Source organism: Curtobacterium sp. ABR8 (assembly GCF_057812125.1).
The window spans coordinates 1,732,336-1,756,840 of sequence record NZ_CM173818.1 but is presented as its reverse complement, the minus strand read 5'-3'; the positions used below and the strand labels follow the sequence as shown (position 1 = coordinate 1,756,840).

General features: G+C 69.6%; 17 protein-coding genes. 7 read left to right on the top strand and 10 right to left on the bottom strand.

Features of this window, described 5'->3' with window-relative positions; translation table 11 throughout:
* The first annotated feature begins 15 nt into the window (after positions 1–15).
* Genes ACXKZB_RS08460 through ACXKZB_RS08450 form a run of 3 tightly spaced genes read left to right on the top strand, consistent with a single transcriptional unit; the run spans position 16 to position 5,542 of the window.
* Positions 16–1,392 (top strand): rhamnosyltransferase WsaF family glycosyltransferase, encoded by a 1,377-nt coding sequence (locus tag ACXKZB_RS08460; protein WP_488825677.1) that lies wholly within the window; start codon positions 16–18, stop codon positions 1,390–1,392.
* Positions 1,389–2,858: a glycosyltransferase family 2 protein gene (locus ACXKZB_RS08455; RefSeq protein ID WP_488825676.1), complete on the top strand. Its 1,470-nt coding sequence runs from the start codon at positions 1,389–1,391 to the stop codon at positions 2,856–2,858. Before ACXKZB_RS08460 ends, ACXKZB_RS08455 begins: the two co-directional genes overlap by 4 nt.
* Positions 2,858–5,542, top strand: coding sequence for a glycosyltransferase (locus ACXKZB_RS08450; protein ID WP_488825675.1), 2,685 nt, complete (start codon positions 2,858–2,860; stop codon positions 5,540–5,542). Before ACXKZB_RS08455 ends, ACXKZB_RS08450 begins: the two co-directional genes overlap by 1 nt.
* A 267-nt stretch (positions 5,543–5,809) precedes the next feature.
* On the opposite strand, the gene ACXKZB_RS08445 is transcribed toward ACXKZB_RS08450, so the two are convergent.
* Both ACXKZB_RS08445 and ACXKZB_RS08440 read right to left on the bottom strand, forming a co-directional pair.
* Positions 5,810–6,541, bottom strand: a complete 732-nt coding sequence (locus ACXKZB_RS08445) for an SGNH/GDSL hydrolase family protein (RefSeq protein ID WP_488825674.1) — start codon at positions 6,539–6,541, stop codon at positions 5,810–5,812.
* Positions 6,541–8,559, bottom strand: a complete 2,019-nt coding sequence (locus ACXKZB_RS08440; RefSeq protein ID WP_488825673.1) for an acyltransferase family protein — start codon at positions 8,557–8,559, stop codon at positions 6,541–6,543. The genes ACXKZB_RS08445 and ACXKZB_RS08440 overlap by 1 nt, the downstream gene beginning before the upstream one ends.
* Before the next feature lie 296 nt (positions 8,560–8,855).
* Here ACXKZB_RS08440 and ACXKZB_RS08435 point away from each other — a divergent pair, with 296 nt between their 5' ends.
* Together ACXKZB_RS08435 and ACXKZB_RS08430 are read left to right on the top strand one after the other, a co-directional pair.
* Complete coding sequence (locus tag ACXKZB_RS08435; protein WP_488825672.1) at positions 8,856–10,343, top strand: hypothetical protein; 1,488 nt, start codon at positions 8,856–8,858, stop codon at positions 10,341–10,343.
* 18 nt (positions 10,344–10,361) lie between these two features.
* Positions 10,362–11,462, top strand: a complete 1,101-nt coding sequence (locus ACXKZB_RS08430) for a glycosyltransferase (protein WP_488825671.1) — start codon at positions 10,362–10,364, stop codon at positions 11,460–11,462.
* Positions 11,463–11,504: 42 nt separating this feature from the next.
* Here the strand turns inward: ACXKZB_RS08430 and ACXKZB_RS08425 are convergent, their stop codons facing one another.
* From ACXKZB_RS08425 to ACXKZB_RS08390, 8 genes are all read right to left on the bottom strand, one after another.
* On the bottom strand, positions 11,505–13,205 hold the full coding sequence (locus ACXKZB_RS08425; protein ID WP_488825873.1) for a glycosyltransferase family 2 protein: 1,701 nt from the start codon (positions 13,203–13,205) through the stop codon (positions 11,505–11,507).
* A 62-nt stretch (positions 13,206–13,267) separates the two neighbouring features.
* The gene (locus ACXKZB_RS08420; protein WP_488825669.1) at positions 13,268–14,782 is read right to left on the bottom strand and encodes a polysaccharide pyruvyl transferase family protein; all 1,515 of its coding nucleotides are present in this window, start codon (positions 14,780–14,782) and stop codon (positions 13,268–13,270) included.
* Between the two features lie 19 nt (positions 14,783–14,801).
* Complete coding sequence (locus tag ACXKZB_RS08415; protein WP_488825668.1) at positions 14,802–15,290, bottom strand: acyltransferase; 489 nt, start codon at positions 15,288–15,290, stop codon at positions 14,802–14,804.
* Positions 15,291–15,505: 215 nt separating this feature from the next.
* On the bottom strand, positions 15,506–16,711 hold the full coding sequence (locus tag ACXKZB_RS08410) for a chondroitinase-B domain-containing protein (protein ID WP_396290964.1): 1,206 nt from the start codon (positions 16,709–16,711) through the stop codon (positions 15,506–15,508).
* Positions 16,712–16,722: 11 nt separating this feature from the next.
* Positions 16,723–18,213: an SGNH hydrolase domain-containing protein gene (locus ACXKZB_RS08405; protein WP_488825667.1), complete on the bottom strand. Its 1,491-nt coding sequence runs from the start codon at positions 18,211–18,213 to the stop codon at positions 16,723–16,725.
* Positions 18,214–18,215: 2 nt separating this feature from the next.
* Positions 18,216–19,697 (bottom strand): SGNH hydrolase domain-containing protein, encoded by a 1,482-nt coding sequence (locus ACXKZB_RS08400; RefSeq protein ID WP_488825665.1) that lies wholly within the window; start codon positions 19,695–19,697, stop codon positions 18,216–18,218.
* Positions 19,698–19,884: 187 nt separating this feature from the next.
* Entirely contained in the window at positions 19,885–20,613 is a 729-nt protein-coding gene (locus ACXKZB_RS08395) for an ABC transporter ATP-binding protein (protein WP_488825663.1), read from the bottom strand.
* Positions 20,610–21,431, bottom strand: a complete 822-nt coding sequence (locus tag ACXKZB_RS08390) for an ABC transporter permease (RefSeq protein ID WP_396290960.1) — start codon at positions 21,429–21,431, stop codon at positions 20,610–20,612. The genes ACXKZB_RS08395 and ACXKZB_RS08390 overlap by 4 nt, the downstream gene beginning before the upstream one ends.
* A 157-nt stretch (positions 21,432–21,588) precedes the next feature.
* Here ACXKZB_RS08390 and ACXKZB_RS08385 point away from each other — a divergent pair, with 157 nt between their 5' ends.
* Together ACXKZB_RS08385 and ACXKZB_RS08380 are read left to right on the top strand one after the other, a co-directional pair.
* Positions 21,589–22,959, top strand: coding sequence for a glycosyltransferase family 4 protein (locus tag ACXKZB_RS08385; RefSeq protein ID WP_488825661.1), 1,371 nt, complete (start codon positions 21,589–21,591; stop codon positions 22,957–22,959).
* A complete protein-coding gene (locus ACXKZB_RS08380; RefSeq protein WP_488825660.1) occupies positions 22,956–24,410 on the top strand; it encodes a glycosyltransferase family 2 protein in 1,455 nt (484 codons plus the stop codon). The genes ACXKZB_RS08385 and ACXKZB_RS08380 overlap by 4 nt, the downstream gene beginning before the upstream one ends.
* The last annotated feature ends 95 nt before the right edge of the window (positions 24,411–24,505 follow it).

Here is a 24,505-nt window from a genome sequence, read left to right as displayed (position 1 = left end):
GTAACGTGAGGGTCGATGAACTTCGAGAAGGCACGGCGCCTCGTCAGCGACCTCGTCCGGGTGAACGAGCGGTACGCGCGGGACGGCCACTACCGCAACGACGTCCGCGAGCGGCTGGGGCGGACGGTGTCCCGCGTGGACGTCGGCGTGGCACGGCGCGAGCGCGACCGAGCACCACTGGCCGCCCGTCCGTTCGAGGGGCTGGTCGAGACGAGCCTCGCCCTGGCGGGCATCCGGACCGTGGACCGCGAGCCCGAGGTGGTGCTCGTGGTGGACGAGCTCCGCGAGGGCGCGGCGTTCGCGGGTGTCCAGACGGCGTTGGCCGTCGCGCTCGCCCTCGGTGCGCGACTGGACCGGTCGGTCCGGGTGGTCATGGTCCGCTGGACGACGCCGGGCAACAGTGCCGCCGCGGCCGAGGCGCTCGTGGCGGACCGGTTCCCGGAGTCGCGGGTCGACGGCCGCCCGGGCGTCCGCGTGGTCCGTCGCGAGGACGTCCTGGACACCGAGTTCGGCCGCGACGACGTCTGGATCGCCACGCACTGGAAGACCGCGCACCCGCTCGACGTCGCGGTCACCGCCGGGGTCGTCCCCCACGACCGGGTGGCGTACCTGGTGCAGGACTACGAGCCCGGCTTCAGCCCGTGGTCGACCGAGTACGCCGTGGCCGCCTCGACCTACCGCGCCGGCTTCCGCATGCTCGTCAACTCGGAACCCCTGCGGAAGTACCTGGCCGATGTCGAGGACCTGGACGTGCCGCCGGAGCGCACCTTCGCACCACACCTGGACGTCGAGCTGCTCGAGCGCGTCGCGGCGGCCCGGCGGCACGAGGACGTGGTCCGGGTGCTGTTCTACGGACGCCCGAGCAAGCACCGCAACCTGTTCCGGCTCGGCGTCGCCGCCCTGCGCGTCGCGGTGCAGGAGCTCGCGGCCGACGGCATCCGGGTGGAGTTCCACTCGGCCGGCGAGCAGCACGGCGACGTCGAGCTCGACGGCGGGCGCGGCGAGGTCAAGCTCGTGAGCCACGGCACGATGCCGTGGGACGACTACTTCCGCTTCATCGCCTCGACCAACGTCGTGCTCTCGCTGCAGCACAGTCCGCACCCGAGCCACCCGCCGTTCGACGGCGCGATCTCCGGTGCCCGCGTGGTCACGAACGAGTTCCGCGGCACCCGGGAGCACCTGCACCCCAACCTGGCAGCGGTCCCCGCCGACGCCCGGTCGCTCGGCCTGGCCGTGGCCGACGCCGTCCGCCGCGCCGCGGCCGAGGGCCCCACCGGCTTCGCCCCGCTCGCCGAGCACGCGCTCGGCGGTCCGCTCGACGCAGCAGTCGACGCACTCGCCACCGCGATCGAGCACGACGGCCAGCACCACCACGAGGAGTCCACCCGATGACCCGCACCACCCTCGTCGTCGTCCCCGTCTACGGGGACCTCGAGTCCCTGCTGCGCTGCGTGGACGGGCTCGTCGAGCACCTCGACACGTCCGTGCACCGCGTGCTGCTCGTCAACGACTGCGGCCCCGACGCCGATGCGATCGAGCGCGCCCTGCTCGAGCGGATCGACGACCGCCCCGGGTTCCGGTACGAGCGCAACGACCGCAACCTCGGGTTCGTGGGCACCTGCAACCGCGCCGTCCTCGAACTCGACCGCGGCACCGACGACACCCGCGGCACCGACGACGCCGGCGAGGCAGTCCTGCTGCTCAACAGCGACGCCGTCCCCACCGCGGGCTTCCTGGACGCCATGCTCGACGTGCTCGACGAGGACCGCACCGGCGTCGTCACGGCGCGCAGCGACAACGCCACGATCGCGAGCATCCCCTACCGTCTGACGAACCGCGGCGCCGCACGCACCGAGGAGCGCACGCGGGCCGTCTGGGGCGCGGTCGCCCCGCTCCTGCCGGTCTCGCAGGTGCTGCCGGTCGCGATGGGCTTCTGCTTCCTCACCCGCCGTGAGCTGATCGCGGAGCACGGGCTGTTCGACGACGCCTTCGCCCCCGGGTACGGCGAGGAGAACGACTACTGCCTGCGCCTCGCCGAGCACGGCTGGACGTCGCGGATCGCCAACCGCGCGCTGGTCCTGCACGCCGGCGGCAAGAGCTTCTCGGGCAACCGCAACGCCCTGCGGGCGGCCCACCAGCGCGAACTCGAGCGCCGCTACCCGTTCCTGCCGGACGCCGTCGCCGCCTACCAGCGGCACGGCTCGACGGCGACGGAGCGCTTCGCCGACACCCTGGTGCCCGCGGGTCCCCCGCCCCGCCTCGCCGTCGACCTGCGGCACGTCGCGGACGCCGGTGGCCTGGTCGTCGAGATCGACGCGGCCTTCGCGGACGGCTTCGACCTGGAGGCCCGGCTCGCCCCCGGCACGTCGGCCCCCGGCGGGTGGACGGTCACCTCCGACGCCCCGAACCCGGACGACCTCGTCACCGTCACCGTCCTCGTGGACCCCACGCCCGCCGAGGTCGTCGCCGCCAACCGGCGGTCGCTCGAGCTCGTCGTCGTCCGGACCGAGCAGGCCGCGACACCGTGGTCGTCACGAGCGCACCGGGCCGGAGCCGACCAGGTCGCCGCCCTGCTGGACCCGCACGTCGTCGCCACGACCCGCGGCGAACTCGTCGCGGCGCGCGAGCAGCTCGACCGTCGCCTGACCGCGCCGCTCGCGTCGCGCTCCGAGGCCCTCGAGGGCCGCTGGGCAGCACTGCTCCCCCTCGACCTCACCGCCGCCGAGGTCGCAGCGGGGAACGCCTCCGACGAGGTCACCCGACTCCGCCGCGAGCTCGACGACCTGCGCGCGAGCCGCTCGTTCCGCACCGGCCAGGCGATCGCCAAGGTCGCCGCACGATTGCCGGGTCGCCGCTGATGGCCGAGGCGAAGGGCCTCGGCCGCGTCGCGCGACGCCTGGCGCGTCCGTTCCGTGGCCCCGAGAAGCCGTTGACCGTCACGGACCGGCTCGACCGTTGGGCCCGGCGGATCGCCGAGTTCGGTGTCCTCGACCGCGCGTACCTCGAAGCACAGACCGGACGGACGTTCGACAGCGACGTCGAGGCCATCGCCTTCTACGTGCACAACGACGGGCAGCGAGGGCTCTCGCTGCACCCGCTCATCGAGCACGAGTGGATGCGCGAGCACCAGCCCGTCCCCGCGATGTCCTGGTACGACGCCCTGCACCAGGAGGGACCGGAGCTCTTCCAGACCGGACCGCTCTTCGACGCCGGCGTGTACGCCGCCTCGGTGCCGGAGGCCGACCGCCCGGCGTCCACGCTCGATGCGCTCCGTGACTTCCTGCGGAACGCGACCGACGCGACCGCGCTCCCCGTGCCTCCCGGCCGCCGTGGCCACGCACCCACCTGGGGCGCCGCACGCGACGCAGCCGTCTCCGCTGCCCGCGCCTTCGCCGACGCGCAGCACCGGACCCGGCGCCGCTACCGGGCCACGTGGGACGGACCCGACGTCGCCGAGGCACTCGCCCGGTACCCGCGTGGTGTCGCACGGCGTGACGCGGAGCAACCGCTCGTGTCGGTCGTGATGCCGGTGTACCGGCGTGCCGACGTGGTCGGCGCGGCGATCGCATCGGTGCGCGCGCAGCAGCACGCGAACTGGGAGCTCCTCGTCGTCGACGACGGATCCGGCGACGAGACCGCCGACGTCGTGCGGCGCATGGCCGCCGACGAGCCGCGCGTCCGTCTGGTCGAGCGGGAGAACGGCGGGGCCGGAGCCGCGCGCAACACCGGACTCGCGGCCGCCCGCGGCGACTTCGTCGCGTTCCTCGACGCCGACAACACCTGGCGGCCCGAGCACCTGTCCGCCGCACTCGCCGGGCTGCTCGAGACGGACGGACCCGGCGTGCACACCGGCGTCCGGATGATCGGCGCGAACAACGCCGACGACTCCACCGCCCCCGCCGAGACGTACCGCGGCGAGGACGGCACGCTCGACGACCTGCTCGCCGGCAACTTCATCGACTTGAACGCGCTCGTCGTGCGTCGTGACGTCGCCGCCGCCGCCGGGCCGTTCGACGAGACCCTGCGCCGCTGGATCGACTGGGAGTGGCTACTGCGCATCGGGAAGCGCTCCGGCGTGCCCGCGTACGTGCCCGTCATCGGCGTCGACTACGACAACGTCCGCGACCCTCGACGGCTCTCCTCCGCGCAGCCCGCGTCGTGGCAGGAGGTCGCCCTCGCCCGCCACCGCATCGACTGGGACGCCCTCGCCGACGCCGTACCGACGCGCGACGCCGAGCTGGTCTCCGTCGTCGTGCCGGTGTTCCGCGACTGGACGATGACCCGGCGCGCCGTGGACGCCGTGCTGCACGCCGCCGACCACGAAGGCGACCGGGTCGAGGTCGTGCTGATCGACAACGGGTCCCCCCGCTCGGTGTCCGCCGTGCTCGGAGCCTGGTTCGGCGACGAGCCGCGGGTCCTGCTGCAGCGCGAGGACCGGAACCGGAACTTCGGGCTGGGCAGCGACCTCGGCCTGGCCCGGTCCACCGGCGGCACCGTCGTCATGCTCAACAACGACACCGAGGTCACGACCGGGTGGCTGCGGCCGCTCGTCGCCGCGCTGGACGACCCGACGGTGCTCGGCGCGCAACCGCTGCTCGTGTACCCGGACGGGGTCGTGCAGGCAGCGGGCACGGTGTTCGGCGGGGACAAGGTGCTGCCGTGGCACTTCCTCGGCGACCACCCGCGGTACGACGCTTCGCGGGCGTTGGCGGGTTCCGGGACCGACACCGCCCGGCTGGGTGCTGCCGGTGGTCGCCGCTTCTCGGCGATCACTGCTGCTGCCGCTGCGTTCCGGGCCGCCGACCTGATCCGCTGGCACGGGTTCGACCCGGTGTTCGCGAACGGGCTCGAGGACGTCGACCTGTGCCTCCGGGCCCTCGCCGCGTCACCGGACGGCTCGGCCTTCGCGGTCGTGCCGTCCTCGGTCGTCGTGCACCACGAGAGCCGCACCCCCGGTCGCGACGACGCCCGCGTGGACAACCGGCGCGTGTTCGACGAGCGCTGGCGCGGGCGGTACCCGGCGGCGGACGCAGCAGGGCACTACGAGGCCGCCGGACTGCGGTGGCTCGGGGTCGAGCCGGGGCTGCCGAAGGGGCACGCCGTGATGGTGCGGTCGTCGCGGCCGATCCTGGCGCGAGACCGGGCCGGTGCTGCCGGCGCTTCCGGTGCTGCCGGCGCTTCCGGTGCTGCCGGCGCTTCCGGTGCTGCCTGTGCTGCCGGCGCGGCCGGTCTCCGGGTCGCGGTGAAGCACGACGGGACCCGGGTGGCGGACGTCAGCGCGCTCGTGTCTGCGCTCGAGGCCGCCGGTCACTCCGTGCAGGTCGACCTGCCGACGTCCTGGTACCGGGGGTCGAGCGGACTGGACGACGTCACGGTGCTGGTCGCTGGCGGTTCGGGAGCGGGAGTCCCGCCGTTCGTGCCGCAGCCGGGCGCGCGGAACGTCGTGTGGCTCGCGGCGGGGCAGGTCGTGGCGGACGGGGACTTCGCCGAGGCGGTTTCGGCGGATGCCGGAGCCGCGCGGGTCGTCCGGGCGCTTGGCTGAGACCGTGAACCCGGCCTCGCGGCCAGCTCACGGTGGTGCCTGTCCGTTCTGCCAGCCTGTCCGAGGCGTGAGCACTGGGTCGCAGCGTACCGTCGCGGCATGTCACTCGTCGATCACCTCGGACGCATCACACACCGCTCCGTGGTGCACTGCGCCGAATGCGGAGACCCGATTCCCCGACGTGATGCCTTCGTGGTCGACGGCGAGTCCTTCTGCTGCGTCCTGCACGAGGTCGAGCACGCCGTTCGGAGTATCTGACGCCGTCGGTCAGCCGGCGGTGTCGAGGATGTGCCAGCGAAGGTTCCTGCCGAGAGCGCGGTAGCCATCGATCGAACCGGGGTGGACGCCGTCGATGGAGAATCCGGTCTTCCAACCGTTGCCGTCACGCGCGAAGTCCCACGCGTCGAACCAGTCCCACCCCCTGGTCTGCACGTAGGCGCGAAGCTCCCGGTTGTACCGGACTCCGCCGCGTGGATTGGGGACGTAGGGAGGGATCGAGGAGACGATCACCTGCCGAGGCTTGATCGTCCTGACGATCTGGTCGTACGCGGATCGCTCCTGCTCGAACGACACTCCGACCCGGACTGCATTGGTTCCCGCGATGATCACCAGGACGTCCACGTCGCTCAGCGGTCGGACGGCAGCTGCCATCTCCTCGGGGGTCGCTCCCGCGTGAGCCCAGCCGCCCGCGTACTCGATCCGACCGCCCTGCGCGTAGGTCATCCAGCTGCCGGAGTCGAGGCCGTTGCCGAGGTACCCCGACGCCCCGGCGCTGAGCGAGTCTCCGACAACCGCAACCCGGATCGGTGCGCCCGTCGGTGCGAGCGTGGGCGTGCTCGTCGGAGCTCCAGCGGACGGCACCGACGAGGCCGTTGTCGAAGCGGCGATCCGCCCGTCCGAATGCTGTGGCGTGGCGGCCAGGACGATGGGAACCGCGATGACCGCCGCAGCGGACAGGACGAGCACAACGAGTCCGGCGACGACGAAACGAACGCGCACTAATCGACGTCCCGCTCGGCGGCCTCCACGAGGAACGGCGCGAGCGTCTTGCTGTAGGTGGCCGTCATGTGGTGGGCGTCACGGTAGACGATGACCCCGCCGATGACGACCGGGCAGGCGTCGTCACGACAGAAGTACTGGTGGAGGTCCACAGCTGCGATCCCCGCCGCGTCGGCCGCCAGGCCGTTGTAATCAGCACCCCCGAGTCCCTGCTGCTCGGGAACCGAGCACGAGTCGAAGGACCGTTGATCGGCCGGGGCATCTGAGACGCAGGAAAGTGCTTCCGTCGTGATCTCCGGGTTGTCCAGGATCGGAACGACCTTGCTCCCGGCCTCCTGAGCAACCCGCCAGGCGCCGTCGATCGCCGGGACGATCGTGCGCTGTCGCGAGTCGGTCGTCTGCAGGTCTCGATGGGCGGTTGTCAGGATCATGTCGTACCCGCCCCCGACCAGAGCGTCTTGGAGCGCCTGGAGGTAGTCCCGGTCACTTCCCGCCGGAACCGAGTCGGGTAGGCGCCAGACACCGCCGTTCCCGACGAACGTGTCCACGTGCCACCCGGCTCGGGCGGCGCGGTCGCGGAGCCCGGGGATGAGCATCGCTGCGTGGGAGTCACCGACCAGCGCGACCTTCTTCGCGTCGGTTGCCTCCGCTCCGAAGGAACAGCGTTGGAGGGTTGCCTGGCCCGCTGGGCGGTAGCAGGAGAAAGCGCCCCCGGTGTCGTCGAACAAGCTCGCCCGGTCCGGCAGCAGCGCAGCGGCCGTGGGGCGATCGGCGCACGTGTTGGTCGACAGCATCGCGGGTGCGCCGAAGCAATCTGAACCGCTCGAGGCCAGCTTGTCGGCTGCTGCCGCACTCCGAGCCTGAATGGTCTGCGTGTACTGAACGGTCCCGAGCGGGACCGCGGCGACGAGCGCCATCGCGAGGCCCGCTGCTCCGAACGTGAGCACGTTGCGGCGGCGCGCGCTCGGCATCGCGTTCCGGGTCGTGTCCTCGACGAATCGCTTCGTGAGGGCCGCGAGCAGCACCCCGGCGACGAGGATCACGACCTTGTCGACGAAGCCGAGAGGGCGACCCGTCGCGAACGGGACGATGACGATCAACGGCCAGTGCCAGAGGTACAAGGAGTACGACAGGTCCCCGAGCACCTGCACAGGCCCGAAGCCCATGAACCCGGTCGGAGTCCAACGGTCGATCCGTTCGTCTCCGGCGGCGGGCGCACCTGCAACGATCACTGCCAAGGTCGCCAGAACCGGGAGCAGCGCGGTGGCGCTCGGGAACGGGGTCTCCCCGGTGAACAGCAACAGGGTTGCGGCGATCCCCGCCCAGCCCAACCAGGAGAGCGCCGAGCGCACGCGGACGTCGACACGCAGCACCCCGGGTTGCACCGCTGCCACGAGCCCACCTGCTGCGAACTCCCACACCCGGATGTGCGTCCCGAAGTACGCCAGGCTCGGGTTGGTCGCCGTGGTGTACACCGAGAGGGCGAGCGAGCCCGCGAAGAGCACCGAGAGCACCACCACGACGCCCCGGTGCGCGTGACGGCGTGCAACGAGGACCGTCAGGAGCAGCAGTACCGGCCACACGAGGTAGAACTGCTCTTCAACCCCGAGGGACCAGAAGTGCTGGACGGGCGTGACGGTGTTGTCCGCGGCGAGGTAGTCGACAGCCTGAGAGGCGAGCACCCAGTTCTCGGCGTAGAGCGTGCTGCCCAGGATCGCGTGGGAGAACTGTGTCCAGTATGTCCTCGGCACGACGAGCAGCACTGCCACAGCCGTCGCGAGGAGCACGAGCAACGAGGCCGGCAAGAGGCGTCGGACCCGACGCGCCCAGAACGTGCCCACGGCGATCCGTCCGGTCCGCGCGACCTCGCCGAGCAGGTGCCCGGTGATCAGGAATCCCGAGATGGCGAAGAACACGTCGACGCCGACGAAACCCCCCGGCAGTCGATTCGGCCAGAGGTGGTAGAGGACGACCGAGAGCACTGCCGCAGCGCGGAGGGCCTGGATCTCGATCCTCACAGAACGACGATGCGACACTGCGTGAGAATAGCGCATTGCTCAAGTCCTGATGGCATCGCGGCACGGCGACGCCACTCCCGCTCTCCGACGGCCCGTAGGATCGTCTGGTGTCGAGATACCTCATCGTCGTGCACGACGACTCAGCCACAGCTTCGATCGACGATTGGCTGAGACTCAGGAAGTCCCCCGCGTCCGAACAGTGGTCGACACGCTTGAACGGGACCTTCTCCGTCCGGATCGTGAGCCCGGACGTCGCCTCGGCCATTCGAGGCAGATCCTTCTTCACGGGTGTCGCGATGTCCGAGGCCGCCTCGTTCGTGGCGTTCGGCAGTGCCGGCTGGCAGCGATCGGACCGTGCGCGACCACGCGGCGGAGCGACCCCGTCCGGCGCCTTCGTGCAGGCCTCCTGGACCCGTCACGAGCTGCGCCTCGGCAACGACCTCTTCGGGACCGTTCCGGTGTTGCAGGCGCACGGACCCGGATTCGTCGCGTTCTCGGACTCCCTGTTGGTGCTCACGGACCTGAGGGATCGCTTCGGGCTCGTCAACTCGCCGAATGCTGAGGCACTGCTCGCCCGAACCGGCCTGTCCTGGCGAACAGCCCAGAACTTGTCCACCGAGACGGTCGTGCGGGAGATCACCATGGTCGCCCCGGGACGCGGCGTGACGGTGCAGTGCAGTCGGCCGCTCCTCGTCGACACGGACGAGACATCGCTCGGCACGCTTCTCGAATCGAGTTCCGCTCCCGTCGATGCAGCCCGACGGTCTGCCGGGTTCCTCGCATCGGTGCTCCGCGAGGTCCCTGGCACCCTGCCGACGTCCGTCCACCTGTCCCCGGACGGCGACGCCGTGCTGCAAGGCGCACTCGACCTCGCGGGCACCGAGGGAGCAGTCACGCTGCAAGCCGACGCCGGTGCGGTCGAGCAACTGCACGGCAGGGCAGGCGGCCGGGCGATCGAGGCCGTGCCGGAGATCTCGGACGCTGCGGCGTTGTCGGGCTGGGCAGCCACCGGTTTGGGACTGTACGACGTCGTGGCACCTTCGACCCAGGCTGCGCACGAAGCAACGACGGTGACGGTGGACTCCGCCGGGAACGCCATCGCCCGACGCATCTGGGGCGCGGAGTCGGCTGAGGGCATGCAGGCCGAATCGGGTCTGGAGGGTGCAGCTGCGGAGGCCTACGTCGCACAGGTGAAGAAGGGGCTGCGATCGATCGGCGGTGATCCGACGTCCCCGTCGTCGTCGCAGCAGCACTACGTCGCCTTCCGAGCCCCTCGGTACGTCTCCGCGGCGCGTTCGGGCCGTCCCGCTGTCCATCCGTTGCACACGCTGAGTTCCGCCGCGGTGGCGACGACGAGCGCCCACTTCGACGGCGCCGACGGACTCGATGTCCTCGAGACGGTGCTCCGCTCTCGTGGCGCACAGACGACGGATCCCGCTGCGGCAGGGCGTGCCGCGCTCACGCTCACGGAACTCGGTGGTCCGTTGCAGGATTCGGAGGTCCCCGCTCTCAGTGTGTTGGGGAGCGGTGGCCCCGCCACGGCGTCGACCGAACTCTCTGCCAGCATCGCTGCGGCACGGGGCCTGGGCTCCTCGATCGAGAACCGCGAAGTCCTCGTGGAGCTCATGCGAGACCTGGTCGGCGTTCTCCCTGATGAGCTGCTGCCGTCCTACGAACCACTGTTGGCGAACGCGCGGTGGCACCTGGTCGACCGACGAGAGCCGTTGGCGGCTGCCGGGCCCAGTGTCGGCAGACTGCTGTCGCTCGTCTTGTTCGCCAACTGAAGTCCACCGAGGAGCGCAATGCTGAGCACCCGCCGGATCGGCGTCTTCCCCGCGTGGGAGGACAACCCGTACCTTAACTACCTGTACCTCGCCCCACGCACCCGTGGCTTCGACATGCTGCACGCGACCGCGTTCGCGAGCGGTGTCGCGCTCCTCGAGCGTCTCGGGGCCGGCGACGTCTTCCACCTGCACTGGACTGCGCCGGTCGTGCAGCGCGCGGAGGACGCGGAGGACGCACGCTCGCGTCTTGCCCGGTTCGTCACCGCCGTCGACGAAGCGCAGCGACGTGGGGTGTTGCTGGTGTGGACGATCCACAACGTCCTCCCCCACGATGCGAAGTTCCGCGACTCCGAGATCGAGCTGTGTCGGCAACTCGCAGTCAGAGCCGACGTCATCCACGCGCTGTCGCCGGCGACGGTGGACATGACCGCCGAGCACTACGCGCTCCCCTCCGAGCGAGTCGTGCAGATCCCCCACCCGAGCTACCAAGGGGTCTACTCGAACACGTCGGATCGACGGTCCGCTCGCCGTGAGCTCGGCATCGGGCCGACGGACCGCGCAGTGCTCTTCTTCGGGCAGATGCGACCGTACAAGGGGCTCGACGCACTCTTCGCCGCCGTCGACGAACTCCCTGACGACGAAGCCCACAGGACGGTCCTGCTCCTTGCGGGCAGGACGCGTCCAGAAGACCTCGCCGTGGTCGAGGACTCGCTCCCCAGCCGGGTGCGGGTCGTCCGGGACCACTCGTTCATCCGTGATGAGGACGTCGACCGGTGGTTCCGAGCCGCCGACGTCGCCGTGTACCCCTACCGGGCGATCTTGAACTCGGGGAGCCTCCACCTCGCCGCGACGTTCGGGGTCCGAGCGCTCCTGCCGGGCGAGCCCCACCTTCGCGATGAGTTCGAAGGCGAGGACTGGATCGCGTTCTACGATCCCGAAGAACCAGAGTCAGGGATCGCAGCGGCTCTGGCGTCGCCGGACACCTACGCGCCGGTCACGACGCACGATGCCTTCTCACGGCGACTGTCACCGTGGAACGTGTCGGTCCGCTTCGCAGACGCACTCGAAGCTGCGCTCACGGCACGCGCTGACCAATCGGATGCGACGCCGGGATCCTGACCGGAAACGCGCCCTCGTGCGGCCGCCCGTTCAAGAGGGGCTTCAGCGCCGAGGCACGACCTGCCGAACGACCTTCAGCGCCGCACGCGAAGCCGCAGCGCGACGACGTTCCAGGACCACCCGCCAGTTGCGAGACCGGTCCCCGAGGACGCGGAGCGTGTCGAATCGTTCGGGAAGCGGGAGCTGCATCCGTGCCGTGACGACCGGGACCTCGACCGTCGCAGCCCCGATCGCGTACTCGCCCACAAGGTCCCAGCGGCCCAGAGCAACCCGGTGCGACGGTACGGTCACGGACCACCGCGCGGCACCTGCCTCGGGTCGTATCCGGAACGTCCCCGCCGTACCCTGCGCGCGTGCGATGACCGTCAGGCGGACGTCGTCACCCAGCAGCTCGACTGGTCCGCTGAGAACTGCACCGGTTCGGTCGAGGCGAACGTCGTCGACGACGAGTCGCGTGCGGATGCTGGTAGAGATCAGCCAGACCGCCCCTGGCTCGCGGAGCTGCAGAGCGCGGACGATCTGACGCACGGGGCCGCGCTTCACCGCGGCGAGGTCGACCGAGTCCGCCAGGCCAGCACCGGCCACCCGCTCGGTCAACGCGTCGACGGCGTCGCGTCCGACATCGCGTGCGTGGTGCAGCAGGACGGTCGCCAAGCCGTCCGTCAGGATTCGTTCGCGACTCACCTTGGGCAGGACATCGGTCCGGCGAGCGATCACCTCAAGGGCGTCGACCCAGGCGTCCAGCGTCTCCACGTCGTAGGTGTCCCGTTGTCGGGCATCTTCCTCGAGGCGGTTGAAGCGGATCGCCACGTCGAGTTCACCGGCCATGACCAGGCACCACAACACCTGCTTGTGCGGCGTCGCAACCGGTAGTGACCAGTGCGGCGTGGCTTCCACCAGGTGCTCCAGCGCCGCGAGCGCTCCGCTTGCCCGGACACGATCGGACGAGACCGAACGGAGGAACCGGCTGAGGTGGAGCCAAGCATCGGCATCGAACACGAGCGATGAGTACGTCTTCGCGAGCCCGGTGTCCCCGTGCGCCGAGACGAGCTCGGCGCACGCTGCTTCTTGGGTGAAGTAGCTCACTGCCGCCGCGTCGGCTCCCGCGCGCGAGGTCATGGATCCGGTACCGGGCCGGTCACGGTAGAGGTAGACACAGTCCGGCAAGACGTCGATGGTCCGCGCGGAGAGGTACGTACGTGTCATCGGCACGATGTCGTTCGACCGTGGCACCTCCGGGAACTCGAGCCCGATCGCGGTCAGGAAGGCTCGACGGAAGACCTTGTTCCACACTGCTCGGCCCCGGATCAGCGCTGGCACGTCGGTGATCGTGGCCTCGGCTCGCGACTCGTCGAACACACGCCAGTTCTTCGACGGCTGCCAGGTCCGAACGGAGGAGAACTTCAGCCAGTCGCCGAACGCTATGTCCGAGCCCGACTCCTCAAGCGATGCGACCAGGCGCTCGTACGCTCCCGGGGGCACGATGTCGTCACCGTCCGCGAAAGCGATGTACTTGCCGCGAGAGACCGCCAATCCCACATTGCGAGCGCCTGCGCCGCCTCGCTTGTGTGCACGGACGACCCGGACGCGAGGGTCCGCCGACGCGAAGTCGGTCAGACGCTCGAACGTTCCGTCGGAGGAGTGATCATCGACGACGACGACCTCCATCGAAGTGAGGGTGCACTCGAGAACGCTTCCGAGGAGCTCGTCGATCCACGGTTCGACGTCGTGGGTCGGGATCACGACGGAGAGGAGCGGTTCCGTGTCGCGACGCAGATGGTCGTCCTGTGCCGGGAGCGGCGTACTCACGATGCTTCGATCTCCTTGTGGATGACGGCGAACCCTCGTCCTGTCCGGTCGACCCGGTAGGGCGAACCGTCGTGCCACCAGCGTGGGAACGTCATCGTGGGCGCCGACCTGACCACGACATCACGCGATCCACCAGGACCGTCGATGTGTACGAGGAGGACCCAGTCGCCGTTCGGCGTCTCCGCGAGCGGGACCCCTGCTGACCACCGGACGGTTCCGATGGTGGGCTCGACCTCGTCCCAGATGACGTCCTCGACCGGGTGCCGGTCGAGGAGTCGGTCGTCCGCGATCAACAGCGACACCGTGAAGTCGTCGAGCCCGCCGTCGGGCAGCTGAAGGCTCCCGCCGACCACGAGGCGCCCGTCGTCCCCCGCTCGCTGGACGTTGTCGAGTACCGAGTCCGCTCCCCGCACGTTCAGGATCGCACTTCGACGGAGCGCATCGCCGAGCCGGTACCTCGCCAGATCGCGAGTCCGGTTCCAACGCTCGTCGACACCCTGGAGCATGCCGGCGGCGTCGAGTCGACGGACGTCGCTGACGACGCGCTCGAGTTCGGCGTCGTCCAGCACCATGGCTCGGTCTCGCAGCACCGGGACAGCGATCCTCCGCGCGATCTCCTTCCAGGCATCGAGAGTGGCCCCGGGCCGAGCAGTCAGCGCACGTTCGGTCGTCTCGGACACCACCGTCGCGAGAGACCGAACCGGGATGGACGCCGGAGGAGGATCGCCTGTCCAGAGCTCGCTCGGGAAGGCTTCGAGCAGCGCGGTCCGGTGCCGTACGTCCGGCGCCTCGGCCCCGCCGAGCGCGATCGCTTCCTCGACGCTCTCCGCGATGACGACGTCGGTGCGCCCGGTGCCCTCGTAGTAGTCGACGTACTTCACCGGGCTCTCCGTCGAGGACCGGACAGCTCGGGCTGGGACTCCGTACGCCTCAGCCGTGATGATCGCGTGCAAGGACGTCCCCACGACGAGGTCGCCAGCAAGCAACTCCTCGATCACCTGCCAAGGCGCTCCGGTCGGACTCACCACGTGCTCGCCAGCAGCATCGAGTCCGACGTCGTTCACGTTCGGGACGACGACGACGGCATGTCGTTTGCGCTCGGGCGATGCCAACACCGCGGTCTCCGGGAACAGTGCGGGCAGGAGAACACCAGGGTCGCCGAAGCAGGGCGGAACGCTGCTGCCCTCCGACTCGAGGGCGACCGCGGTCAGTGGTCCTCGGACGGCTCGGACGTCGAACACCCGCCGTGGGTCCAGGCGACGGGGACGCAGTTTCGCGTTCACGCCGGAACCCCAGACGACATCGCCAGGCTCAGCGAACTGCATGATCGAACCGATGGTGAGCAAGGACGGCTGGCGCGCGTCCTGCTCGGCCGGGCTGCTCACGAGACGACGGGTGAGAAGGGGCCCGAGAAGGTCTCCGAAGTTGTCGACCCGGCCGCCGCCATCGGCACCGGGGTTCCATCGGACGACCCGGACGCCGTGGACGTCCTCCGCGTAGTCGTTCTCCACGACAGACAAGCCTATTGGTTCACCGACGCGGCGAGAGCCAGCGTCGGCGGCGGCCGTCCGGAACGCCCTGATCGGCTTCCGGACGGTTCGGGATCGATTCGGCGCCGATCGTCCGAACGAGCCGCGCCGGCACACCGGCGACCACCGTGTTCGGCTGCACGTCCCGGTTGACCAAGGAACCGGACGCCACCACCGAACCGGCGCCGATCGTCACACCACCGAGCACCGTGACGTCCCCGCCGATCCACGCGCCGTCGTCCACCCTGATCGGCTTCGAGCTCTTCTTGCCAGCTCGCGACGCCCGGACCCCGATCTCGTGGCCCTCGGTGAGGAACCGAGTGAAGGGGCCGACCGCGACCCGCACGCCGAAGGTGACACCCGGTTTCACGTACACGTCGCGGTTGAGGAAGGTGCCGCGACCGATCGTGAGCGGCCCGAAGAGTTCCGCACCACGGTAGATGTTCACGTCGTCCGCGAGCTCGATGGGAGCCTCGTCCGAGCTGTGCATCCGAACGCGCTCGTCCACGCGGACACGTTCGCCGCGCCGGACGGACGGGGCGAACGTCGACGAAGGGAACAACTCGTTCCGGAGGCTCGCGACCTCGCGCTCGAGCCGGGCCACGGTGTCTCGGAGCTCAGCGGAGGTCGGCGGGGTATCACTGCTCTCAGGGACAGCGGGACCCTCGTCTCCTGCCCTGCTGGATGTCGATCCCTCGGCGGCACTCATCCTGCGTACTGCCCGTAGTTCGCGAGCACAGCCGCCGACGACGCGCGCGCGGTGCAGTTGGCGATGGATCCGGTGTACGAGAACGGCGTCTTCGTGTTGTTCCTGGCGGTGAACAGGTGCGCGCTCACTCCGTAGTCCTCTGACACGGGCCTCGCGTAGCCCGACAAGAGCGAGTCGGTCGCCGCGTTCTTCCCCGGGGCCGCGAGCTGGTAGGTCTTCACCGCACCGTCGTACGGACCGGATCCCGATGGCAGCGCGATCACGTTGCGCTGGGCGACGACCGCCTGGGCCTTGAGTCCGATGGTGACACCGGAGGCCGCCGCCAGCATCGTGTTGTAGCGGATCGACACGTTGCGCGGGCTTCCGTTGGCGGTGCTCGGTGTGCTCCCGGCCGCCTTGATGTTCGACCCACGCGGCGCTCCCGCGATGAGGTTCCTCTCGATGACGCCGCCGGTCGAGTAGATGCTCGACATGAGGTAGATGTTGTGATCGGTGCCCTGGGTGCCGGTCGCTCGATTGTCGTGGATGCAGTTCCCAGCGATCCGGAAGTCACGTGGCGCCGCGGCGCGGAGGGCACTGGCCGTCCCGGACGCAGTGGTTGCGTTGACGAGGAGGTTCGCGACTCCGGTCGATCCGGTCACTTCGTTGTTCCGGAAGGTCCAACCGACTCCGCCGGACATGAGCACGACCGCCTGCCCGCTCTTCTGGACAGCGGAGTTGTAGAGGAACCGGATTCCCTGCACCGTCCAGTAGTCGGGCGAGGTCATGATGAGTGTGCCGCTGATCTGGACCCGCTCGCCCGGAGCCGCCTGCAGCACGATCGGTCGAGTACTGGTACCTCGCTCGATCCCCCAGCCGATCGCCTCCGCGTACGTTCCGGATCGAACGACGATCACGTCACCGGCGTGAGCCGAGCGCACGGCGGCCTGCACCGTCCGCAGCGGAGCGGTCGCATTCGGCTCAGGGCACGCGTCCTGGTACGGGGGCCGCGAAGCCGGGTCCTTCAGGCAGGGCACACGGGAGTACTGCTTGTACGAGTCGGTGCCGGTGGTCGAGACGTAGAGGTACCGTCCGCCCGCCGACGGGCTGGCCAGCGACGTCGAGCCCACGCCGTACTGAACGGTGCTGGCCGCGCGCGCCGGCGCGATGTCGATCGCAGTCACCGCGCTCACCACGAGTGCCGTGACGAGCGCGAGGATCATCGAGGGCCTTTTCACAACGAGCCTGCCATCTCCTGGACGAGGTACGGGACGAGCGTTCGGACGAAGGTTGCCGACATGTGGTGCCGGTCACGGTAGGCCATCACGTGACCGATGACCACGGGGCATCGGGCCGCGTCGCACATGCGGCCGGTCTGGTCGATGAGCACTGCACCCGGTGTGGATGCCACAGCCGCGCGCAAGGGGTCCTGCACCGCGAAGGCCGAAGACTTCGTGGTCGCACACTTCGTTGCGGTCGAAGCGGTCTTCGAACCCACTGCGCAGGAGATGGCGGCCTCGGACTGCATCGGGTCGTCAGCCACGGCGATGACCTTCGTACCCTTCGCGATGAGCGGCTTCCACGCGGCGGAGAACGACGCCGGGTCCACCGAGTCACTTCGCAGGGCAGTGACGACCACGACGTCGTACCCGCCTGCAGCAAGCCGCTTCGCGAGGTCGGTCCGCCGCTTCTGGCACGGATCCCCTGCACTCGTCGAAGCGAGCACGCAGCCCCGACCGACGAAGGAGTCCACCCGCCAGTTCAGCGTCGATGCCGTCGCTTTCAGACCCGACAGGAGCATCGCGCCGTGTGAGTCCCCGGTGACCGCTACCCGGAGTGCGTCCGCACGGGACGAACCGTACCGGCACGACGGCACTGGCACGGAGACGTCCGAGGTGTAGCAGGAGAAAGCTCCCTGCGTGTCCTTCTCGGATTCGGCGGGCTTGGGCGAGATGGTGTCGCCCCAGCGGGAACCGTCGCACGTCGGAGTCGCCCCTGCGTCGGCACCCCAGCACTGCTTGCCGTCGTCGAGCTTCGCGGTCGCGGCCCCGTAGGCACCAGCTCGCAGCACGCCGCTCGCCTTGACGATGAGTCCGTCGCCGGACGGGACGACCATGCGGTAGGCGCCGGCACCCCAACGAGTGACCTTGACCGGGATGGAGACACCTCCGCCCGTCTTCGCGTAGGACTGCCCGGCGAACGTCCAACCCGTCGGGGTCCACTGCTCGACCTTCACCCGTTTGCCTGCCAGACCGCCGTGGAGCCGACCGGTGAACTCGCGCACACCACCGACTGCGACGTCCGCCGTTCCCGCCGCCGCCGCATCGTAGAGCTGTGGCTGGACCTGGACCCGCACCACCGCACTCGCGACCGTCGCCGAGCCGACGACGGCCCGTGCCCGGAACTGGCCGCCCTTGAGTGCCTGCAGCGAAGTCGACCAGGTGCCGGTCGCCGCGGACTTGACCGCAGCGACTGCGTGCCACGAGCCCGTGCTGGCAAGGTCACGCGACTCGACCGTGACCGCTGCAGCGACGGGTGCGCTGGCGCTGCGCACCGTGCCCGACAAGGTGATGCCCTGTCCGTAAGCGGCACCTGTCGTCGACGACCGGAGCGACACCGCCGAAGTGCTCGCTGCGGTCGCGGGCGAAGCGAGCCCGAGGCCCGCCAACACCACGGCCGCAGCCGTCAACAGGACCGTGAAACGTCCTCGAGCACGGTTCATCATGGTCAGGCCCCTCGTCTGATCTGGTCGAGTGCGTTCAGCACGTACGGTCCGAGTGTGGCACTCCACGTTCCCGAGATGTGATGGCGATCTCGGAAGACGATGACGCCGCCGATGACGAGCGGGCAGGCGTCAGCCGTGCAGTAGTGCGATGTCAGGTCGACCAGCGACGCGCCGGGCGAGGCCCGCACGGCAGCCGCGAGCGGATCGATCCCCCCGAGCCCGAACGTGCGCGAGGTCGAGCACTGCTGCGCTGCGAACGCTCCCCCGGTCGTGGTGCAGGCAACCAACTCGTCGGTGAGGTACGGCTGGTCTGCGATGGCCACGACCTTTGCCCCTGATGCCAGCACGGGCGCCCAGGCCGTCCGGTAGCCCTCCGACGTGGCTGCGGCTCCCGCGCTCCCCGCGGTACTGCGGGGCTGACGGAGCCCTGCGACGACCACCATGTCGTAGTCGCCGGCCAGGAGTCGTCGCTCGATGTCGGCCGACCGTGGCGCGCAGGGGTCACCGGCGGATTGCCCCAACCACCGACATGTGACGCCGAGGAACGTGTCGAGGTGCCAGTTGCGCGCACTGAGGCGATTTCGGATGCCGGCGACGTAGCCAGCCGCATGCGAGTCACCGACCAGCGCGACCCGGTACGCGGTCTTCTGCGTCGAGCCGTAGCTGCAGCTCGGGACCAGAGCGGTACCGTCCGCCGTCCAGCACCCCTTCGCGAATGCTCCGCCGGTGTCGGCCGAGAGCCCAGCTGCGTCCGTCGTCGGCAGCGCGAGTCCATCGAGTGCGCGGTTGGTGCACGTCGCTGCTGAAGGCGCGCCTGCGGCACCGACGCACGTCGTCTTCGCGGACAGGGCGTCCACGGAAGCGACAGTGGTGAGCTGTTGGACCGGACCGAGCTTCGAGATGAGACCGCCGGACGCCGGAAGGTAGACGCGCATGGCAGTGTCGCCGGCGGCGACGCGGAACGGCAGGACGAACGTGCCGCCCTTGGCGACGCGTGTGACGGTCGAGTCGACCCACTTCCCGCCGCGCAGGACGACGAGTTTGACGCGTTGGCCCGCGAGCTGTGCGTAGACGGCGGCGCTCGCGGACTTCTCTGCTCCGGCAACCGCGTACGAGCGTGCGGCCGGGACCGACGAGTAGATCTGTGCTTGCACTGCCACCGGCAGGTACGCACTCGCGGCTGCACCGTGGCCAGCGGTCTTGGCGACCTCTGCCTTCAGCTTGTAGCTCGTGGTCGGGGTGAAGCCGAACGTCCACTTCCCGGTGCTCGATGAACGCGTCGTCCCGATCAGCACCCAGGTCGTCTTCCCAGACGGCATGCCGACGATGCGCACATCCTCCGAGACCGGGCGATTGGACACCGACACGGACCCAGTGATGGTGACGCTCTTGCCGAGAGCGACGCCGCTGGCGTTCGCGCTGGCGGTCACCTTGGTGACTGGGGCTGCGGCGTAGGCGGTGGCACCGCTTCCCCCGACGATCATCGCGACGATCGAGAGCAGAGCGAGCGCCCCGAGAGGCCGGAGCAGTCGAGGACGGACGGCGGCCGGTTCCCCGGAGAGACGGGTGTTCAGGGCAAACTCGTTTCAGGAGGGAACGAACAGTTTCGGCAGAATCATAGGTGATTCTGAGTCAACTAACGGTCACGATCACCGACGAGCGCAACCTCGATCAGACCGTGGCGTTGTACGCGTCGATGACAGGGGTCGCGTCACCCGCGCCACGCAGCTGCCCTGCATCGAGCCAGGCAACCTGATCGCACATGTCGCGGACCGTGCTCATCGAGTGGGACACGAGGATCACCGTCCGGCCCTCTTCACGCATCTCCCGGAACTTCGTGCGGCAGCGCTTCTGGAAGGTCGCGTCACCGACGGCGAGCACCTCGTCGACGACGAGCACATCGGGAGTCCCCGCCACGGCCACCGAGAAGCCGAGTCGGACGTACATGCCGGACGAGTAGTTCTTCACGGGCTGGTCGATGAAGTCGCCGACGCCCGCGAAGGAGACGATCTCGTCGAACTTGCGAGTGACTTCCTTCTTCGTCATCCCGAGGATGGACCCGTTGAGGAACACGTTCTCACGACCGGACAGCTCCGGGTGGAAGCCCGATCCGACCTCGAGGAGCGACGCCTGGCGACCATGCACCTGGATACGACCCTGGTCCGGGTACAGGATCTTCGCGAGGCACTTGAGCAGCGTCGACTTCCCGCTCCCGTTCCGGCCGATCAGTCCGAACGTACTTCCGCGAGGCACTTCGAACGACACGTCCTTGAGCGCCCAGAAGTCCTCGTGGACCGACTTCCGTCCGCGCATCACTGCACTCTTCAGGGTGTTGTTCTGCTCGTGGAACATGCGGAACCGCTTGGCGAGGTGTTCCACGGAGACAGCGACGTCGTTCACAGCAGTTCCGCCAACTTCTTCTCGTTCCGGGAGAACACCACGTAGCCGATCGCCAGGCTCGCGCATGCCCAGACCAGGCAGGCGAGCAGATCGCCCCACTCGGGCAATCGGTTGTCGTACATGAGGTTCCGGAAGACGGTCGAGAACCGCTCGATCGGGTTGAGCCGGTACAGCGTGAGGATCCACGGGTGCCCCGCCTTGTCGGCGGCGTCCTCGACGAGCGAGATCGGGTAGATGATCGGCGACAGGTACATCCACATCTGGAGCGCGATGCCGACGAGGTGCTGCATGTCACGGAAGTGCACGTTGACGATGGCGAGGACGAGTCCGACACCGCAGGAGAACATGGCCAGGAGCAGCATCGTGATGACGATGACCGGCAGGTAGACCCAGAAGTTCGAACCGGCGATCGCGAGGGCGATGAGGAGCACCCCCATCTCGACCAGCCAGGTGAACCCGAAGGAACCGACCGCGGCGATCGGGAGGGCCATCCTCGGGAAGTAGACCTTCTTGATCAGCGACCCGTTGGCAACGATCGAGGTCATCCCCGAGTTGATGACGTTGCGCGCGAAGATCCACGGCAGCAAGCCGCACATGAGCCACAGCGGGTAGATGCTCAGTCCGCTGGGGTCACCGACCTCGAGCCGCGCCCGGAAGATGAACGAGTACACGATCGTGTAGATCAGCATCGTTGCGAGCGGGTTGATCAGGGACCAAAGCTGCCCGAAGACCGTGCGGCGGTACTTGCCCTTGACCTCACGGGCGGTGAGGTTCGCCAGCAACTCGCGCGACGACATGAGCTCGTTCAGGTACGTCATGCTTCGGGTGCTGGCTCCTCCGGGGCGCAACGGAGCGCTCCTCACAGGGATTCGGGGACGAGACATTCTCGCACAGTCGTTGTCTTCTGCATGTTCGAGCGGACCCGCGCGGCATCGACATGACGAAGACTCGCCCAAACGTTTGTAGGCTGACACAGTGATCGTCAGCTTCGCCAACCACTCGACGGCGCCCGTCAACCTCGGCGGCGCGGAGCGGTCCCTCCTCCGGTTCGTCGAGGACTGGCTGGCGATCGACCCGACGATGACCCCGACCTTCGTCACGAAGGCCCCGAAGGGCAAGTTCACCGAGGCGCTCGACGACCGCGGCTGGTCCTACGACGCGCTGCGGTTCCGCGGGTGGGCGCTGCCGAGCCCGCAGCCGGCTCCGGCCGCGGAACGCGCGGCGTTCGCCACCGTCGACTACGCCGCGGTGAACGCGATCATCCGCCTGTACGAGCGGCAACGCCCGGACCTCGTGGTCACGAACACCCTCGTCGCACCGTGGGCGTCCTTCGCCGCCGCGGTCCTCGGGATCCCGCAGGCGTGGTTCGTCCGCGAGTACGGCGACCTCGACCACGGGCTGCAGTTCCAGACCGGGCGTGCGGGTGTCCTCGGTGACATCGGCATGCTGTCCGGTGCCGTCGTGACCAACTCCGAGGCGATGCGCGAGCACCTGGCGCAGTACATCCCCGCCGACAAGCTCTCCGTCGCCTACCCGACGGTCGACACCGAGCGCCTCCTGGCCTCGAAGGACGAGACGCCGGCGGTGGCGCCGTTCCCGCAGGCCGAGCCCGGCCTCCGGATCACGGTCCTCGGCCGTGTCGAGGAGTCGAAGGGCCAGCACCGTGTCGTGGACGCCCTGGGTGCGCTGCACGAGCGCGGGGTCGCCGCGAGCGTCTGCTTCGTCGGCAGTTGGAAGCACCCCGGCGAGGACCAGCGCCTGACCGAGCGCGCCCGCGCGCTCGGCGTCGCCGACCGTGTCGTGTTCGCGGGCGAGCAGCACACGCCCGCCCCGTTCATCGAGGCTGCGGACGTCTGCATCACCCCGTCGACGATCGAGGCCTTCGGTCGCACGACGGCCGAGTACATGACCCTGGGCAAGGCGGTCGTCGCGACCCGCCAGGGCGGGAGCGCCGAGCTCGTCGACGACGGCATCACCGGCGTGCTCGTGGACGCCGACGACGTCACGGCGCTCACGGACGCGCTCGCGACGTACGCGGCGGAGCCGGAGACGGCCAGGAGGCACGGCGCGGCTGCTCCGGACCGGCTCGCGTCGGTCACCGGCGCGGGTCACGACAACGCGGCGGCGATCGCATGCCTCGTCGCGCTGGTCGGCACCGAGGGCTACCGACTCCCCCAGGCTGCGCGGTACTGGTTCGAGCTCCCCGGTGCCTACGCCTCGCTCGGCGCCACGAGTGCGCGCGCCGCGCTCGGCCTGCTCGCGAACCGTGTCCGCGCCCGCTCCGGGACGGTCGGCCGACTCCTCGCCCGACCGGGTGTGGTCGCACGGAAGCTGGTGCGCCGATGAGCCGCGACCGGCGTCCGGTGACGATCGTCGTCCCGATCTACGACGACCTCCCCGGCCTCGAGCGCTGCATCGAGGCGCTCCTCGAGACCGTCGACTTCTCGGTCGACCGGGTCCTGCTGGCCAACGACGTCGGACCCCACGTCGACGCCATCGAGGCCCGCGTCCTCGAGCTCGTCGGTGAGCACCCCGGCTTCGAGTACACCCGCAACCCGCGCAACCTCGGGTTCGTCGGCAACTGCAACCGCGCCGTCCTCGAGCTCGACCGGACCGGCAACGACGTCCTGCTGCTGAACAGCGACACGGTGCCGATGCCGGGCTTCCTCGACGAGATGACCGCCGTGCTGGCGTCCGACGACGCGATCGGGGTGGTGTGCGCGCGGAGCGACAACGCGACCATCGCGTCGTTCCCCTACGCCCGGCGCAACCCCCGGGCGACGCTGCCCCCGCGCCGCACACGCGAGCTGCACGGCCGGACGAAGTACCTGCTCCCCCGGCACACGGTCTCGCCCGTGGCGATGGGCTTCTGCTTCCTCATCCGGCGTGAGGTGATCGACCGGTTCGGCCTGTTCGACGAGGTGTTCTCCCCCGGCTACGGCGAGGAGAACGACTTCTGCCTGCGCATCAACGAGCACGGCTACACCTCGGTGCTGGCGAACCGCGCGCTCGTCCTGCACACCGGCTCGACGAGCTTCAGCGGCGACCGCGGCCCCTCGCTCCGCCTGGAGCACGAGCGCATCCTGCTCGAGCGGTACCCGTTCTACGCCGGCGCAGTCGCGCTGTTCCTCGCCCGCTACCGTGACGCCGTCGACGTGTTCGCCGACGCGTTCCTGCCCGACGACGACGTCGTGCGCGTGGCCCTGCACCTGCCGACGGAGATCACCCCGGAGGTCGTGGCACGTGTCCGGGACACCCTCGCGTGCGCGGCGGACGACGTGGTCGTCACGGTCATCGTCTCGAAGGCGCAGATCCGGTCGGCACGGCAGACGTTCCCCGGAGCCCTCATCGCCGTCGGCGGCCGTCCTCGCCAGATCTTCGACGTGGCCGTCGCGCTCGGGGCGTTGACGACCTTCGCGCAGCTGTCCGCGCTCAACGCCAATGCGCCGCGCTGGATCCTCGTCGACCCGGTCTCCCACGACATCCGCTGGTCGCACGCGGTCGCGAACCACCGTGCGTCGGCGATCGACCGCATCCTCCGTCGCTTCGAGAACCAGAGCACGTCCTGGCGCGGCGGCGACGGACTCGTCGAGTTGATCCGGATGGCGGCCGACACCGAGATCGACCCCGCGTCGCTCCGAGCGCGCTGGCACGCTGTCTCGGACATCGCCGAGGCGACGGGCCTGCTCGTCCACCGGGCGACCGTGTCGCTCCGCCGGCTCACGGCCCTGAGCTTCGGGGCCCGGAACCCACGCATCGTCGCGCGGATCCGCGCGATCACCGGCCGTAGCCTCTGACTCAGCGACGCCGGGTTTCCGCCCTCTCAAAGCGAACTCTTGTCAGTTCTTGCGGCAATCACTAGGTTGAGCCCAGCAGTACCCGCCGGTACTGA